The 14922-nt window shown below is 75.4% G+C and carries 14 protein-coding genes; 8 read left to right on the top strand and 6 right to left on the bottom strand.

Annotation, left to right across the window (positions count from 1 at the left end; genetic code table 11):
• Nucleotides 1-81: 81 nt before the first annotated feature.
• Nucleotides 82-168: a trypsin-like serine protease gene (locus IEY94_RS24240; protein WP_189168828.1), complete on the bottom strand. Its 87-nt coding sequence runs from the start codon at nucleotides 166-168 to the stop codon at nucleotides 82-84.
• 185 nt (nucleotides 169-353) lie between these two features.
• Between IEY94_RS24240 and IEY94_RS04410 the strand changes: the two genes are divergently transcribed.
• Together IEY94_RS04410 and IEY94_RS04405 are read left to right on the top strand one after the other, a co-directional pair.
• Nucleotides 354-1823 carry an aminopeptidase P family protein gene (locus tag IEY94_RS04410; protein WP_189168677.1) on the top strand — a complete coding sequence of 490 codons (1470 nt, stop codon included), beginning with the start codon at nucleotides 354-356 and terminating at the stop codon, nucleotides 1821-1823.
• Between the two features lie 160 nt (nucleotides 1824-1983).
• The gene (locus IEY94_RS04405; RefSeq protein ID WP_189168676.1) at nucleotides 1984-2994 is read left to right on the top strand and encodes a coiled-coil domain-containing protein; all 1011 of its coding nucleotides are present in this window, start codon (nucleotides 1984-1986) and stop codon (nucleotides 2992-2994) included.
• Nucleotides 2995-3013: 19 nt separating this feature from the next.
• On the opposite strand, the gene aqpZ is transcribed toward IEY94_RS04405, so the two are convergent.
• A complete protein-coding gene (gene aqpZ / locus IEY94_RS04400) occupies nucleotides 3014-3718 on the bottom strand; it encodes an aquaporin Z (RefSeq protein WP_189168675.1) in 705 nt (234 codons plus the stop codon).
• Nucleotides 3719-3988: 270 nt separating this feature from the next.
• On the opposite strand from aqpZ, the gene IEY94_RS04395 reads away from it, so the two are divergent.
• Nucleotides 3989-6799 (top strand): aconitate hydratase, encoded by a 2811-nt coding sequence (locus IEY94_RS04395; RefSeq protein WP_189168674.1) that lies wholly within the window; start codon nucleotides 3989-3991, stop codon nucleotides 6797-6799.
• A 171-nt stretch (nucleotides 6800-6970) separates the two neighbouring features.
• Here IEY94_RS04395 and IEY94_RS04390 read toward each other — a convergent pair whose 3' ends face one another.
• The 3 genes from IEY94_RS04390 to IEY94_RS04380 all read right to left on the bottom strand — a co-directional run bounded on the left by IEY94_RS04390 (nucleotide 6971) and on the right by IEY94_RS04380 (nucleotide 9012).
• Nucleotides 6971-7495 (bottom strand): hypothetical protein, encoded by a 525-nt coding sequence (locus IEY94_RS04390; protein ID WP_189168673.1) that lies wholly within the window; start codon nucleotides 7493-7495, stop codon nucleotides 6971-6973.
• A gap of 107 nt (nucleotides 7496-7602) precedes the next feature.
• Nucleotides 7603-8061, bottom strand: a complete 459-nt coding sequence (locus IEY94_RS04385) for a C40 family peptidase (RefSeq protein ID WP_189168672.1) — start codon at nucleotides 8059-8061, stop codon at nucleotides 7603-7605.
• Between the two features lie 255 nt (nucleotides 8062-8316).
• The gene (locus tag IEY94_RS04380) at nucleotides 8317-9012 is read right to left on the bottom strand and encodes an HAD family hydrolase (RefSeq protein ID WP_189168671.1); all 696 of its coding nucleotides are present in this window, start codon (nucleotides 9010-9012) and stop codon (nucleotides 8317-8319) included.
• 132 nt (nucleotides 9013-9144) lie between these two features.
• Here IEY94_RS04380 and IEY94_RS04375 point away from each other — a divergent pair, with 132 nt between their 5' ends.
• The 5 genes from IEY94_RS04375 (at nucleotide 9145) to IEY94_RS04355 (ending at nucleotide 12996) form a co-directional block, all read left to right on the top strand.
• Nucleotides 9145-9729, top strand: a complete 585-nt coding sequence (locus tag IEY94_RS04375) for a TetR/AcrR family transcriptional regulator (protein WP_189168670.1) — start codon at nucleotides 9145-9147, stop codon at nucleotides 9727-9729.
• Between the two features lie 57 nt (nucleotides 9730-9786).
• A complete protein-coding gene (locus tag IEY94_RS04370) occupies nucleotides 9787-10749 on the top strand; it encodes a TIGR04222 domain-containing membrane protein (RefSeq protein WP_189168669.1) in 963 nt (320 codons plus the stop codon).
• On the top strand, nucleotides 10746-11573 hold the full coding sequence (locus tag IEY94_RS04365) for a multinuclear nonheme iron-dependent oxidase (protein ID WP_189168668.1): 828 nt from the start codon (nucleotides 10746-10748) through the stop codon (nucleotides 11571-11573). Before IEY94_RS04370 ends, IEY94_RS04365 begins: the two co-directional genes overlap by 4 nt.
• Nucleotides 11570-12160, top strand: coding sequence for an SCO6045 C-terminal-like domain-containing protein (locus IEY94_RS04360; RefSeq protein WP_229783288.1), 591 nt, complete (start codon nucleotides 11570-11572; stop codon nucleotides 12158-12160). Before IEY94_RS04365 ends, IEY94_RS04360 begins: the two co-directional genes overlap by 4 nt.
• A 74-nt stretch (nucleotides 12161-12234) precedes the next feature.
• On the top strand, nucleotides 12235-12996 hold the full coding sequence (locus IEY94_RS04355) for an SDR family oxidoreductase (protein WP_189168667.1): 762 nt from the start codon (nucleotides 12235-12237) through the stop codon (nucleotides 12994-12996).
• Here IEY94_RS04355 and IEY94_RS04350 read toward each other — a convergent pair.
• Complete coding sequence (locus IEY94_RS04350) at nucleotides 12942-14900, bottom strand: ABC transporter ATP-binding protein (RefSeq protein WP_189168666.1); 1959 nt, start codon at nucleotides 14898-14900, stop codon at nucleotides 12942-12944. The two genes, IEY94_RS04355 and IEY94_RS04350, sit on opposite strands and share 55 nt — an antisense overlap.
• Nucleotides 14901-14922 lie beyond the last annotated feature (22 nt).

Below are 14922 nucleotides of genomic sequence, written 5' to 3'. Positions count from 1 at the left end.
TCACAAATTCTTCCACGGCGCCGAAACCCCGCCGCCGGCCGTGCGGCCGGCCGGGTCGGACCTCCGGGCCGACCCGCTCCTTCATCCGGGCCCGGTGCAGTGCTCGGCGGTGACGATCCACCGCGGGTGGATGAGCGCGGCGGCGGCGAGGTGGTGGGAGAGTGGCAGGACGAGGGCCCTCCTTCGGGACCTTTTGCATCGATGCTAATCCATATGTGATTTGAACTGTCGGTGTGTGAATGTCCCCGGTTGGGTCCCGTCGGCCGAGCCCCGCGACACCGGCGGGTGTGCCCGCGGCCCGCAGGCGGTACGGTCGTCGAGTACGACGACCGGGCGAACTGGGGAGGGGCGCAATGGCGGAGCAGCAGGACGCGGGGCGGGCCGGGGGCGACGGTACGGAGTCGCACGATCCGGCGTTCCCGAAGGCGTACCTGGAGTTCATGCGGACCGGCTGGGCGGACGCCGGGACCGCCCGCAACCCGCTCCCCCAGACCCCGCACTACGCCAAGCGCCGGGCCGCCCTGTCCGCCGCCTTCGCCGGCGAGACGCTGGTCATCCCCACCGGCGGGGAGAAGGTCCGGTCCAACGACACCGACCACCGGTTCCGGCCGGGCAGCGACTTCGCGTACCTGACCGGCGAGCACAGCCCCGAGGCCGTGCTGATCCTGCGGCCGTCCGCCAACGGCCACGACGCCGTCCTGTACGTGCTACCGCCCACCCCGCGCGACTCCGACGCCTTCTTCCGCAGCCGCAACGGCGAGCTGTGGGTCGGCCCGCGGATGTCGCTGCGCGAGCGCGCCGACCTGCTCGGCGCCGAGACCGCCGACCTGGCCGACCTGCCGGCCGCGCTCGCCGACTGCGCCCCCGGCCGGACCCGGGTGCTGCGCGGCTTCGACGCCGCCGTCGACCGCGACATCCGCGCGGTCAGCGCCGAGCGGGACGCCGAGCTGGCCCGGTTCCTGGCCGAGCTGAAGCTGGTCAAGGACGAGTGGGAGATCGCCCAGCTCCAGGACGCCGTCGACGCGACCGTCCGCGGCTTCGAGGACGTGGCCCGGGTGCTGCCGGCCGACCGGCCGGTCTCCGAGCGGCTGCTGGAGGGCGTGTTCGGGCTGCGCGCGCGGCACGACGGCAACGACGTCGGCTACTCGTCCATCGTGGGCGCCGGCGCGCACGCGACGATCCTGCACTGGGTGCACAACCACGGCCGGACCGCGCCCGGCGAGCTGCTGCTGATGGACATGGGCGTCGAGGGCGACCACCTCTACACCGCCGACGTCACCCGGGTCGTCCCGGTCAGCGGCACGTTCACGCCGTTGCAGCGCCAGGTGTACGACATCGTGTACCGGTCGCAGCAGGCGGGCATCGACGCGATCCGCCCCGGCGTGGCCTTCGACGACGTGCACCGGACCTGCATGCGGGTGCTCGCCGAGGGCCTGCACGACCTCGGCGTGCTGCCGGTGAGCGTCGACGAGGCGATGGACGCCGAGTCGCAGATCTACCGGCGCTGGAGCCTGCACGGCTTCGGCCACATGCTCGGCATCGACGTGCACGACTGCGCGCACGCCCGCAAGGACAAGTACCGCGAGGGCGAGCTGGGCGAGGGGTACGTGCTGACCGTCGAGCCGGGCCTGTACTTCCAGCCCGAGGACGAGCTGGTCCCGGCCGAGCTGCGCGGCATCGGCATCCGGATCGAGGACGACATCCTGGTCACCGCCGACGGCGCCCGCAACCTCTCGGCCGGGCTGCCGCGGACCGCCGACGAGGTGGAGACCTGGCTGGCCGCCCAGCGTGAGGCGGGTCCGCGACTGCCCGAACTGGACTGAGCCGCTGTCGGCCGCCCGGCCACCGGTGATCACCGGAACGGGCAGCTCAGCGGCCGCGCGTGGGACGCCGGTCGATGGCGGGTTCGGGTACGCTTCCCCGGTCGGCCGTCGCCCGGCGGCACCCCCCGGTGCCTGCGGTGGTCGGCCGGAAGGACGAGTCGTGTCTGCTCTGCCCCCCGCGCGCTGGCGCGCCGCGCTCGCCGGCGGCCTGCTCCTGGCCGTCACCGGCCTGCCGAGCCCGGCGTCGGCAGCCGCCCCGGACCCCGAGGGCGGCACCGCCAAGCTGCGCAAGGTGCTCGATGCCGCGAACAAGGGCTACGTCACCGCGAAGAACCAGCTCGACAACTCCAAGAAGCGCCAGCTCGCGCTCCAGCAGGACCTGCGTACCCTGGCCCGGCAGCAGGAGCGGCTGGCCGGCACGGTCAAGCAGGTGGCCGCCCGGTCGTACCGGTCCGGGCCGCTGACCAGCGTGTCGATGATGCTGGAGAGCGACACCGCGGACTCGTTCTGGGTCCGGGCGGCGGCGATGGACCGGCTGTACCAGCTCGACGCCGGCCGGCTCGACGACCTCACCGACTCCCGCCGGCGGATCGTCAACACCCGGGCCCAGCTCGACGCCGAGGTGGTCGCCCAGACCAAGCACGTGGCCCAGATGAAGCAGCGGGCCACCGACGCCGAGCGGGCGCTGATCGAGGCCGGCGGCGGTACGGCCACCGGCGGGTTCGTCTCGGCCAACTCGCCGCTGGCCAAGCCCGCCCCGCGCAACTCCGACGGCTCGTGGCCGAACGAGTCCTGCTCGGTCGACGACCCGACCACCGGCGGCTGCGTCAGCCCGCGCACGCTGCACGCGATGCGCCAGGCGCAGTCCGCCGGGTTCAACCACCACGTCTCGTGCCACCGCAGCGGCGGGGGCGGCGAGCACCCGAAGGGCCGGGCCTGCGACTTCGCCGCGGCGAAGAACGGCTTCGAGAACGTGGACGCCAGCGGCGCGGACAAGGGGTACGGCGACCGGCTGGCCGGCTACTTCATCAAGAACGCCGACCGGCTCGGCGTGATGTACGTGATCTGGTACCGGCAGATCTGGATGCCCAGCACGGGCTGGCGCTCGTACAGCGGCGGGGGCGGCCCGTCGGCCACCCACACCAACCACGTCCACCTGTCGATGCAGTAGCCCCCCGCGCAGCAGCGGCTCAGGCGCTGGCCGGGCGGTCGGCGAGCGCGCGGTAGCCGAGCCCGGCGACGGCCGCGCCGACCAGCGGCGCCACCCAGAACAGCCAGAGCTGGGACAGCGCCGCCCCGCCGGCGAACAGTGCCGGCCCGGTGGACCGGGCCGGGTTCACCGAGGTGTTGGTGACCGGGATGCTGACCAGGTGGATCAGCGTCAGCGCGAGGCCGATGGCCAGCGGCGCCAGCCCGGCCGGGGCGCGCAGGTCGGTGCTGCCGAGGATGACCAGCAGGAACAGGGCGGTCAGCACGACCTCGGTGACGAGCGCGGCGGCCAGCCCGTACCCGGCCGGCGAGTGCTCGCCCCAGCCGTTGGTGGCGAAGCCGGCGTCGGTGCTGAAGCCGGGGCGCCCGCCGGCGATGAGCCGCAGCACGCCGGCGCCCGCGACGCCGCCGACGAGCTGGGCGAGGACGAACGGCAGGATCTCGGTCGCCGGGACGCGGCCGGCGAGGTACGCGCCGAGGGTCACCGCCGGGTTGAAGTGGCCGCCGGAGATGTGCCCGACGGCGTACGCCATGGTGACGACGCTGAGGCCGAAGGCGAGCGCGACGCCGAGCGGGCCGATGCCGGTGCCGCCGAAGGAGGCGGCCAGCACGGCGGCGCCGCAGCCGCCGAGGACCAGCCAGAACGTACCGATGACCTCCGCCGCCAGCTTGCGCCCCAGCTCCATGCCCGCCCCCGCTCGCCCCGGCGCCACCGCGCGCGACGCCAGTCGATGTTAGGCAGATGATCAACTGGAATGGGACGGAATGCCCCGATCCTCCCCCGGCCACCCGGCCGACTTGCGATCTCAGCAAGACGGACGTACGGTTTGTAAGGAAGGCAGTACGCGACGGGTAAGGCTGGCCTAACCGAAACCGGGGCCCACCCGCTGCGCGAGACTGCACCACGAGGCCCCGCGGCGGGCCACCCCGCGCCGACGCGGCGGCACGGGCCAGACGTGAGGGAGTGGGTTGTGGCGAGCCTCGACACCTTCGGTGCCAAGAGTCAGCTTCGCGTCGGCGATGCCGGCTACGAGATCTTCCGGATCGACGCCGTGCCCGGGCACGAGCGGCTGCCGTACAGCCTGAAGATCCTCCTGGAGAACCTGCTGCGGACCGAGGACGGCGCCAACATCACGGCCGACCACATCCGCGCCCTGGGCTCCTGGGACCCGACCGCCGAGCCGAGCGTGGAGATCCAGTTCACCCCGGCCCGGGTACTCATGCAGGACTTCACCGGCGTCCCCTGCGTCGTCGACCTGGCCACCATGCGCGAGGCCGTGCGCGACCTGGGCGGCGACGCCGACCGGGTCAACCCGCTCGCCCCCGCCGAGCTGGTCATCGACCACTCGGTCATCGCCGACATCTTCGGCCGCGGCGACGCGCTGGCCCGCAACGTCGAGCTGGAGTACCAGCGCAACCGGGAGCGGTACCAGTTCCTGCGCTGGGGGCAGTCGGCGTTCGACGAGTTCAAGGTGGTCCCGCCGGGCACCGGCATCGTGCACCAGGTCAACATCGAGTACCTGGCCCGGACGATCATGGAGCGCAACGGGCAGGCGTACCCCGACACCGTCGTCGGCACCGACTCGCACACCACGATGGTCAACGGCCTCGGCGTGCTCGGCTGGGGCGTCGGCGGCATCGAGGCCGAGGCCGCGATGCTCGGCCAGCCGGTGTCGATGCTGATCCCCCGGGTGGTCGGCTTCAAGCTGAACGGCACGCTGCCGACCGGCGCGACCGCCACCGACCTGGTGCTGGTGATCACCGAGATGCTGCGCCAGCACGGCGTGGTCGGCAAGATCGTCGAGTTCTACGGCCCCGGCGTCGGCGCGGTGCCGCTGGCCAACCGGGCCACCATCGGCAACATGTCGCCGGAGTACGGCTCGACCGCGGCGATGTTCCCGATCGACGCCGAGACGATCACGTACCTGCGGCTCACCGGGCGCAGCGACCGGCAGGTCGCGCTCGTCGAGGCGTACGCCAGGGCCCAGGGCCTGTGGCACGACCCGGCCGGCGACCCGCAGTACTCGGAGCGGCTCGAGCTGGACCTGTCCACGGTGGAGCCGTCACTCGCCGGCCCGAAGCGCCCGCAGGACCGGGTCCCGCTGAGCGCGGCGAAGCCCATGTTCCGGGCCGCGCTCGGCAGCTACGTCGGCGGCGGCGTCGTCGGGCACGCCGACGAGGCCAGCGCCGAGTCGTTCCCGGCCAGCGACCCGCCCGCGGCCAACGCCGACGGCACCAACGGCGCCGGCGACCCGGCCGACAAGCCGCACGTGCTGATCTCCGCCGCCGCGGGCGCGCGCGGCCGCCCGTCCAAGCCGGTCCACGTCACCTGCGACGGGGCGGAGTTCGAGCTGGACCACGGCGCCGTGGTGATCGCCGCGATCACCTCGTGCACGAACACCTCGAACCCGCAGGTCATGATCGGCGCCGCGCTGCTGGCCCGCAACGCGGTCGAGCGGGGCCTGACCCGCAAGCCGTGGGTCAAGACCACGCTGGCGCCGGGCTCGAAGGTCGTCACCGGCTACTACGAGCGGTCGGGGCTGACGCCGTACCTGGAGAAGCTGGGCTTCCACACCGTCGGCTACGGCTGCACCACCTGCATCGGCAACTCCGGGCCGCTCCAGGACGAGATCTCGGCGGCGGTCAACGAGCACGACCTGACGGCCGTGTCGGTGCTGTCCGGCAACCGGAACTTCGAGGGCCGGATCAACCCCGACGTGAAGATGAACTACCTGGCCTCGCCGCCGCTGGTCGTGGCGTACGCGATCGCCGGCACGATGGACATCGACCTGGCCACCGAGCCGATCGGGATCGGCAGCGACGGGCAGCCGGTGTACCTGCGCGACATCTGGCCGGACAGCGAGGAGATCGACCGGGTCATCGGCAAGTCGATCGCCCGGGACATGTTCGCGGCCGACTACGCCGACGTCTTCGCCGGCGACGAGAACTGGCGGACGCTGCCGACGCCGACCGGGAACACCTTCGACTGGGACGCCGGGTCGACGTACGTGCGCAAGCCCCCGTACTTCGAGGGCATGGCCCGCACGCCCGAGCCGGTGACCGACATCGCCGACGCCCGGGTGCTGGCGAAGCTGGGCGACTCGGTGACCACCGACCACATCTCGCCGGCCGGCGCGATCAAGGCCGACTCCCCCGCCGGCCGGTACCTGGCGGAGCACGGGGTGGAGCGCCGGGACTTCAACTCGTACGGGTCGCGGCGCGGCAACCACGAGATCATGATCCGCGGCACGTTCGCCAACATCCGGCTGCGCAACCAGCTCGTGCCGGGCGTCGAGGGCGGGTTCACCGTCGACCACCGCACCGGCGAGCAGACGACGATCTACGACGCCTCGATGGCGTACCAGGCCGACGGGGTGCCGCTGGTCATCCTCGCCGGCAAGGAGTACGGGTCCGGCTCGTCCCGGGACTGGGCGGCCAAGGGCACGAAGCTGCTCGGGGTGCGCGCGGTGATCGCCGAGTCGTACGAGCGGATCCACCGGTCCAACCTCATCGGCATGGGCGTGCTGCCGTTGCAGTACCCGGCCGGGCAGAACGCGGAGACGCTGGGCCTGACCGGCACGGAGACGTTCGCGTTCGCCGGCGTGACCGAGCTGAACGAGGGGCGCACGCCGCGCACGGTCCGGGTCAGCACCGACAGCGGGGTGGCGTTCGACGCGGTCGTCCGCATCGACACGCCCGGCGAGGCGGACTACTACCGGCACGGCGGGATCCTCCAGTACGTGCTGCGGCGCATGCTCGACTCCTGACCCGCGTCGTTCGTGCGGGGCGGGCCCATGCCGGGCCCGCCCCGTTCTGTTCTGCACCGCTCATGCGGGGCGGACCCGGACCGGGCCCGCCCCGTTCCGCATCGCTCGTGCGGGGCGGACCCGGACCGGGCCCGCCCCGTTCCGTTCCACCGCGCCGGGGCGCGGCACCGGTCAGCGGGCGCAGCGCGGTTCGCGGGCGGCGACCGCCGGCGGTACCCCGTCGTCGCAGACCCGGGCGGTGCCGGCGTTGACCGCGCGCCAGGCGGCGCCGTCGGCCCGGAACACCGCGAACGCGCCGCCGTCGAGGTCGGCGAAGGCGTACCGGTCGACGCAGTGCACCGCGCCGACCCGGTCCGGGTTGCCGAACGCCGCCGCCAGGCCGGGGTTGCCGCGCAGCGCCGCGAGCAGCGCGTCGGCGCCAGGGCAGCCCGCGCCGGCGGCGGCGAGCCGGTCCGGGACGCCGCCGCTGCCGTCCCCCGCGGGCTCCCCGGCGCCCGCCGGGTCGCTCGCCGCCGGGTCGCCGGCCGCCGGGGGTGCCGGGGCGTCGCCCGGCAGGAGCCGGGCGGTGTCGTCGGTCGGGGCGTCCGCCGGCAGCGAGGCGCCCGCCGGCACCGGCAGGTCGCCGCGGCCGGGATCCGGCTCGCCGCCCACCTGCCCGCACCCGGCCGCCGCGGCCAGCCCGGCCGCCGCCAGCACCCACCCGGCCCGCCGCCGGCCGCCGCGCGGGGCCGGCGCACCCGGACCGGTCGCACCGCCCGCGCCGGCCGCCGGTGGGGCGGTCGGGACGGGTGTCGGGGCCGCCGTCACCGGGTGCCGCCGGGGCTCAGCGCGCGCGGGCGCTTGAACAGCGGGCGCCCCCACAGCGGCGCGATCCGCACGCCGCGGTAGTCGCCGGTGTGCACCACCCGGCCGCCGCCGAGGTAGATGCCGACGTGGTACACGTACCCGCCGGCCGACCAGAACACCAGGTCGTCGCGGCGCACCTGCGCCCGGCTGACCCGGCGCAGCCCGGCGCTGTGGTACATCGCGTCCGCGGTCCGCGGCAGCGCCAGCCCGTGCCGCCGGTACACCGTCCGGACCAGGCCCGAGCAGTCGAAGGCGTAGGGCCCCGCGGCGCCCCACACGTAGGGTCTGCCCTTGTACCGCAGCGCCAGCAGCGCCGACCCGTGCCGCACAGCCCCCGCCGCCGCCCGCACCGGGGTCACCGCGCCCACACAGGCCAGTGTCGCGGCCAGCACCGTCCACAGCAGTCGCCTCGTCATCGCTGTCTCTCCTCGCAGTCGTCCGACCGGACCCGCGCGCCGGGCGGTCGTCCGATCCGGACGGCCGCGCGGCGGCGGGCAACGCGGGACGACGCGCCGGGATCGACGCGCGTCGCCGCACTGGGAGAGGAAGCTAGGCGATGAATTGATCAAGTAGATAGATCAAAGTGAGCAGATCGCGGCCGGCAGCGGAACAGCTCATGCCGGGGAAAGCGTCCGACCAGGACTTTCAGCGGGTTACGGGTGACTCTTGTCTCAGCCGTCCGCGTCCGTCGCCGGGCCCGCCGGGCCCGCCTCCCGGGGCGGTTCGATGCCCAGGACGCTGTTGATCGCGCCGGGCAGGTCGACGGCCACCCGGGTCGGCGTGTACCGCCACTCCGACCACCAGCCGCCGCGGGACACCCACACGCTGCGCACCCCGAGCGTGACCGCCGCGGCGATGTCCAGCTCCGGGCTGGCGCCGATCACCCAGGCGTCGTCCAGCGACAGCCCCAGCCGGGTGGCGGCGGTGATGAAGATCCGCGGGTTGGGCTTGCTGACGCCCACCTCGTCGGCGATCACCCAGTCGGTCAGCAGGTAGTCCAGGCCGGTCCGGCGGATCACCTCGTCGATCTCCCGACCGACGCCGTTCTCCACCACCACCGGCGTGCAGCCGGCGTCGCGGGCCAGCCGCAGCGCGTCCGCCACCGCCGGGTCGAGTTGCAGCCGCAGCTGGGTGTTCGCGCGCATGTCGGCGGCGAGCACATCCGGCTGCGCGGCCAGGCCGTACCGGGCCACGAGCTGCTCCGCGACGTACTCCCGCGGGGTGAGCCCGTCGGCGTCCAGGCCGCAGACCCAGTACAGCTCGTCCGGGTCGACGAGGACCTCGCCGAGGAACTGCTCCGCCCAGGCACGGAAGGCCGCCGTCCGGTCCAGGACGGTGTTGTCCAGCGCGAGGAGCAGTAGGGGCACCGACGCACGATATGCCCGGGGATGGAACGGGCGGAAGCGGTCACGACCACGTCGATCCCGCCGGTCGAGGGACGCTCCGCCGAGGGGCCGAGCCGATTGCACGCGACCACGGACAACTGAGACGATCCTCCCGTGCCGAAAATCAGCCCCGACCAGCTCGACGCCCGCCGCCGCGACATCCTGCGTGCGGCGCGTGTCTGTTTCGCCCGGTACGGCTACGAAGGGGCCACGGTGCGGCGGTTGGAGGAGGCCACCGGCCTCTCCCGCGGGGCGATCTTCCACCACTTCCGGGACAAGGACTCGCTGTTCCTCGCCGTCGCCGAGGACGACGCCGCGACGATGGTCACCACCGTCGCCGCCAACGGACTCGTCCAGGTGATGCGCGACCTGCTCGACCGGGCCGCCGACCCGGCCTCGGAGACCGCCGGCTGGCTGGGCACCCAGCTCGAGGTGTCCCGCCGGCTGCGCACCGACCCCGACTTCGCGAAGCGGTGGGCGCAGCGCGCCGGCGCGGTCGGCGCGGCCACCCGGGACCGGCTGTCCCGGCAGCGGGAGGCGGGCGTACTGCGGGAGGACATCCCGCTGCCGGTGCTGGCGCAGTTCCTGGAGCTGGCGTACGACGGGCTGGTCCGCCAGCTCGCCGTCGGCCGCCCGGTCGACGACCTCGGTCGGGTACTCGACGTCATCGAGGAGGCGGTCCGCCGACCGGCCGGCTGACACCCCTTGCCCCGGTCCGGCACACTGGCCCGACACGGGGCGAACAAGGGGGTTGCCATGGTCGGGGCAGCGGTACTGGCGAGTGAGCGCGGCGGCGGCGCCGCGGGCCCGGTGATTCTCGGCCTGCTGGTGCTGCTCGTGGTGGGCGTCCTGGCCCACCGGCGGGCGGTACTGCGCCGGATCGACACCCCGGCGACGCTGCCGGACCCCGGCACGCTGGCCATGGTCGGCGGCGGCCCGCGCCGCGCGCTCGCCGCCGCGCTGGCCCGGCTGCGGGTGGACGGCGCGATCGGCGCCTCCGATGACGACGGCCGGCTGGGCACGTTCGGCGCGACCCCGGTCGGGCTGAGCGCGGTCGAGCGGGCGGTGCACGCCGCCGCCGGACGCGGCACGCGGATCGGCGAGCTGTGGCGCGACCCGGCCGTCGCCGCCGCGCTGGAGCAGAGCCGGCAGCGGGTGTACGAGCAGGGCCTGCTCCTCGACCCGCCCACCCGGCGCCGGCTGCGGCTCGCCGCCGCCCTGCCGATCGCCGCCGGGGTCGCCGCGGTCGCGGTGGCCGTCGCCACCGCCGGTGGCGGCCTGGCCACCGTCGGCCTGGTGCTGGCCGGCGCCCTGACGGCGATCGTCGGCGTCGTCCTGGTCGCCGGTACGCCCCGGGTCACCCGGGCCGGCCGGGAGCTGCTCGCCCGGGCCCGGACGAGCAACACGCACCTGCGGCCGGCGCTCACGCCGGCGTTCGACACCTACGGCGGCGCGGCGGCCGCCGTCGCGGTCGGCCTGTACGGCCCGGCCGCCCTGGTCGCCATCGACCCGACACTGGTGGGATTGGTGCCCCGGCAGGGCGCCGCCAACCCCGGCTACACCTACGGCGGTACCGGTTCGGGCTGCGGCGTGAGTAGCTGCGGCAGCTCGTCCGGCGGCGGCCACTCCGGCGGTCACTCCGGCGGCTGCGGGGGCGGCAGTAGCTGCGGCGGCGGGAGCTGCGGGGGCGGCGGCGGGTGCGGGGGCGGCGGGTCGTGACCGGCCCGGGCGTGCCGGGGTACGGGGTCGGCATCGGCTGGCGGCCCCCCATCGCCGGCTTCGTCGACGCGCTGCCCGGCCTGCGGATGGTCGAGGTGATCGCCGAGTCCGTCGACCCGGCCGCGCCGCCCGAGCCGCTGCTGGCCCTGCGCGGGCGCGGGGTGGCCGTCGTACCGCACGGCGTCCGGCTGTCGCTGGGCGGCGCCGAGCCGATCGACCCGAACCGGCTGCGCCGGTTCGCCGCGGTCGCCGCCGCGCTGGACGCGCCGTACGTCAGCGAGCACATCGCGTTCGTCCGGGCCGGCGGCGTCGAGGCCGGGCACCTGCTGCCGCTGCCGCGCAGCCGGGCCGCCGTCGCGGCGGTCGCGGCGAACGTGGCCCGGCTGCGCGCCGCGGTGGCGGTACCGGTGGCACTCGAACCCATCGCCGCGCTGCTGGACTGGCCGGACGACGAGCTGTCCGAGGCAGAGTTCCTCACCGCGATCCTGGCGGCGACCGACGCGCTGCTGCTGCTCGACATCGCCAACGTGTACGCCAACTGCCGCAACCGCGGCACCGACCCGCTGGCCCTGCTGGACGCACTGCCGCTGGACCGGGTGGCGTACGTGCACGTGGCGGGCGGGTCGGCCCACGACGGCGTGTACCACGACACGCACACCGACCCGGTCCCGGCGGAGGTGCTGGCGCTGCTGGCCGAGCTGCGCGCCCGGCGGCAGCCGCCGACGGTCCTGCTGGAGCGCGACGGCCACTACCCGCCGGCGGCCGCGCTGCGCACCGAGCTGGACGCGATCGCCGCCGCGGCCGGCCATCCGGCGATCACATGACTCCCCCGACCCCACCGGAGCCGGTCGCGGACCTGTTGGACGCGGACCCGATGGACGCCGAGCCGCCGGGGCTGCCCGACGCGGGGTCGGTCGACGCGGGGTCGGCGAACATGGGGCCGGCGGGCACCGGGCCGGCGGATACGGGGTGGGCGGATGCCGGGGCGGATGTCGGGTTGGTGGGCTCGGGGTTGGCGGCGCGGCAGGCCGCGCTGGTGGCCGCGCTGACCGGTACCGGGCCCGATCCGGCCGGCTTCGATCCCGCCCGGCTGGCCGCCGCCCGGGCCGCGCTGCTCGCCAAGCGGGCCGGCGAGGTCGCGCACGCCTGGCCGGCGCTGGCCCGCGAGTGCGGCGCCGACTGGCGGGCGACGTTCGCCGCGTGGGCCGCCGGCCGGGCGCCCGCGGGCGGGTACGCCGACGGCCTCGCCCTGGCCCGGCACCGGCTCGCGGCCGGCGCGCTGGGCCCGGCCGCGGCGGCCGAGCTGGCGCTCGCCCTGGCCCACGCCCGCCGCGGCCCGATCGGCGTCGGCCGCGCGGGCCGGGCACTCGCCCTCCGCCTCGGCCCCCACTCCCGCCTCCTCCGCCCCTGAACGCCCCGAGCCGCACCGGGCACCGGGCACCGGGCACCGGGCACCGGGCACCGGGCACCGGCGATGATGGGCGGATGGATCTCGGACTGCGCGACCGCGTGTACCTGCTCACCGGCGCCACCCGCGGCCTCGGTGCCGCCACCGCCCGCTGCCTCGCCGACGACGGCGCCAAGCTGCTCGTCGCCGGCCGCGACCCCGACCGGGCGGCGGCCGCCGCGGCCGCGCTCGGCGGCCCGGACCGCGCCGTCGGCGAAGCCGCCGACCTCGCCGACCCGGCCGCGCCGCAGCGCCTGGTCGACCGTGCGCTGGCGGCATTCGGCCGGCTGGACGGCGCGCTCGTCTCCGTCGGCGGCCCGCCGCCCGGCCCGGCCGGCGCCGCGGACGACGACGCGTGGCGGGCGGCGTTCGAGACGGTGTTCCTCGGCATGCTGCGCTGCGTCCGGACGGTCGCCGCGGCGCTGCCCGACGGCGGCGCGGTCGGGCTGGTGCTGTCCAGCTCGGCCCGCACCCCGATCCCGGGCCTGGGCATCTCCAACGGCCTGCGGCCGGGCCTCGCCGGCGTGGCCAAGGAGCTGGCCGACGCGTACGCCCCCCGCGGCGTGCGGGTGTTCAGCCTGCTGCCGCACCGGATCATGACCGACCGGAACCGGGACCTGTTCGCCGCGACCGGCGACCCCGAGCGGGCCCGGGCCGAGGCGGAGGCGGCGATCCCGCTGGGCCGGCTGGGCGAGCCGGCCGAGTTCGGCCGGGTGGCGGCGTTCCTGCTGTCGCCGGCGGCGAGCTACCTGACCGGGCTGGCCGTACCCGTGGACGGGGGCGCGCTGCGCTCCTGGTGAGCACCGCCGCCGGGCGGCGGGGAGTCGGTGTCGGCGAACTGGGTGCGGTACAGCTCCGCGTACGGGCCGCCGGCGGCCAGCAGCTCGGCGTGCGTACCGCGCTGGACGATCCGGCCGCGGTCCAGCACGAGGATCAGGTCGGCGTCGCGGACCGTGGCCAGCCGGTGCGCGATCACGAGCGCCGTCCGGCCGACCAGCGCCCCGGCCAGCGCCCGCTGCACGGCCGCCTCGGACTCCGAGTCCAGGTGCGCGGTCGCCTCGTCGAGCACCACGATCGACGGCGCCTTGAGCAGCAGCCGGGCCAGCGCGATGCGCTGCTTCTCGCCGCCGGAGAACCGGTACCCGCGCTCCCCCACCACGGTCGCCAGGCCGTCGGGCAGCGCCCGGACGACCTCGCCGACCCGGGCGGCGTCCAGCGCCGCCCAGAGCTGGGCGTCGGTGGCGTCGGGCTTGGCGTACCGCAGGTTCTCGGCCAGCGACTCGTGGAACAGGTGCGGGTCCTGGGCGACCACGCCGATCGTGTCCCGCAGCGACGCGGCCGTGGCGTCGCGCACGTCCACCCCGCCGACCCGGACGGCGCCGGCGGTCACGTCGTAGATGCGGTTGAGCAGCAGCGACGCCGTCGACTTGCCGGCGCCGGACGCGCCGACCAGCGCCACCACCCGCCCCGGCTCGACGGTGAAGGACAGCCCGCGCAGCACCGGCGCGGACGCCGCCCGGTCGAGGGCGGCCACCCCCTCCAGCGAGGCGAGCGAGGTCTCGCTGGCGGCCGGGTACCGGAAGTGCACGTCCTCGAACTCGATCCGCCCCGCGCCGGCCGGGATCGGCGTCGCGCCCGGCTTCTCGGTGATCGCCGGCACGAGGTCGAGCACCTCGAAGACCCGGTCGAACGACACCAGGGCGCTCATCACGTCGACCCGGACGTTGGACAGCGCGGTCAGCGGCCCGTACAGGCGGGTGAGCAGCAGCGCCAGCGTGACGACGGTGCCGGCGCTGACCGAGCCGGTGACCGCGAGCCAGCCGCCCACCCCGTACGTCAGGGCCTGGGCCAGCGCCGCGACCAGCACCATGGCGACGAAGAACACCCGCGAGTACATCGCCTGCCGGATGCCGATGTCCCGGATCCGCTCGGCCCGGTCGCCGAACCTGCGTGCCTCGGCCGCGGGCTGCCCGAACAGCTTGACCAGCAGCGCCCCGCTGACGCCGAACCGCTCGGTCATCGTCGCGTTCAGCTCGGCGTCCAGCCGGAACGACTCCTGCGTCATCGCGGCCAGCCGCCGCCCCACCCGCCGCGCCGGCAGGATGAACACCGGCAGCAGGACCAGCGACAGCGCGGTGATCTGCCAGGACAGCGTGAACATCACCACCGCGGTGAGGACGAGCTGGATCACGTTGCTGACCACGCCGGACAGCGTGGTGGTGAACGCCCGCTGCGCGCCGAGCACGTCGCCGTTGAGCCGGCTGACCAGGGCGCCGGTGCGGGTCCGGGTGAAGAACTGGAGCGGCATCCGCTGCACGTGGTCGTACACCCGGGTACGCAGCGTGAGGATGATGCCCTCGCCGATCCGGGACGAGTACCACCGCTGGACCAGCGACAGCCCGGCGTCGACGACCGCCAGCCCAGCGATGATCAGGGCAATCCGGACGATCGTGCCGGTGGCGCCCGGGCCGCCGCGGGTGATCGTGTTGACGACGTCGCCGGCGAGGACCGGGGTGGCGACGCCGATCACCGCGGCGACGACGACCGCGGCGAGGAACACGCTCATCTCGCGCCGGTACGGCCGGGCGAACGCGACGATGCGCCTGGCCGTGCCCCGGCTGAGCCGGTGCTCGCCCAGCTCGGCCTCGCGGCCCATCGCGCGCAGCATGCTCCAGCTTCCGCCCATGCCCATCGGGCTCGTCATCGGCGCCTCCCCCACTCGTCCG

Source organism: Pilimelia anulata, assembly GCF_014647895.1.
In the GTDB taxonomy this organism is placed as follows: domain Bacteria; phylum Actinomycetota; class Actinomycetes; order Mycobacteriales; family Micromonosporaceae; genus Pilimelia; species Pilimelia anulata.
The sequence above is the reverse complement of the archived record's forward strand: the minus strand, read 5'-3'. Positions and strand labels throughout refer to the sequence as shown.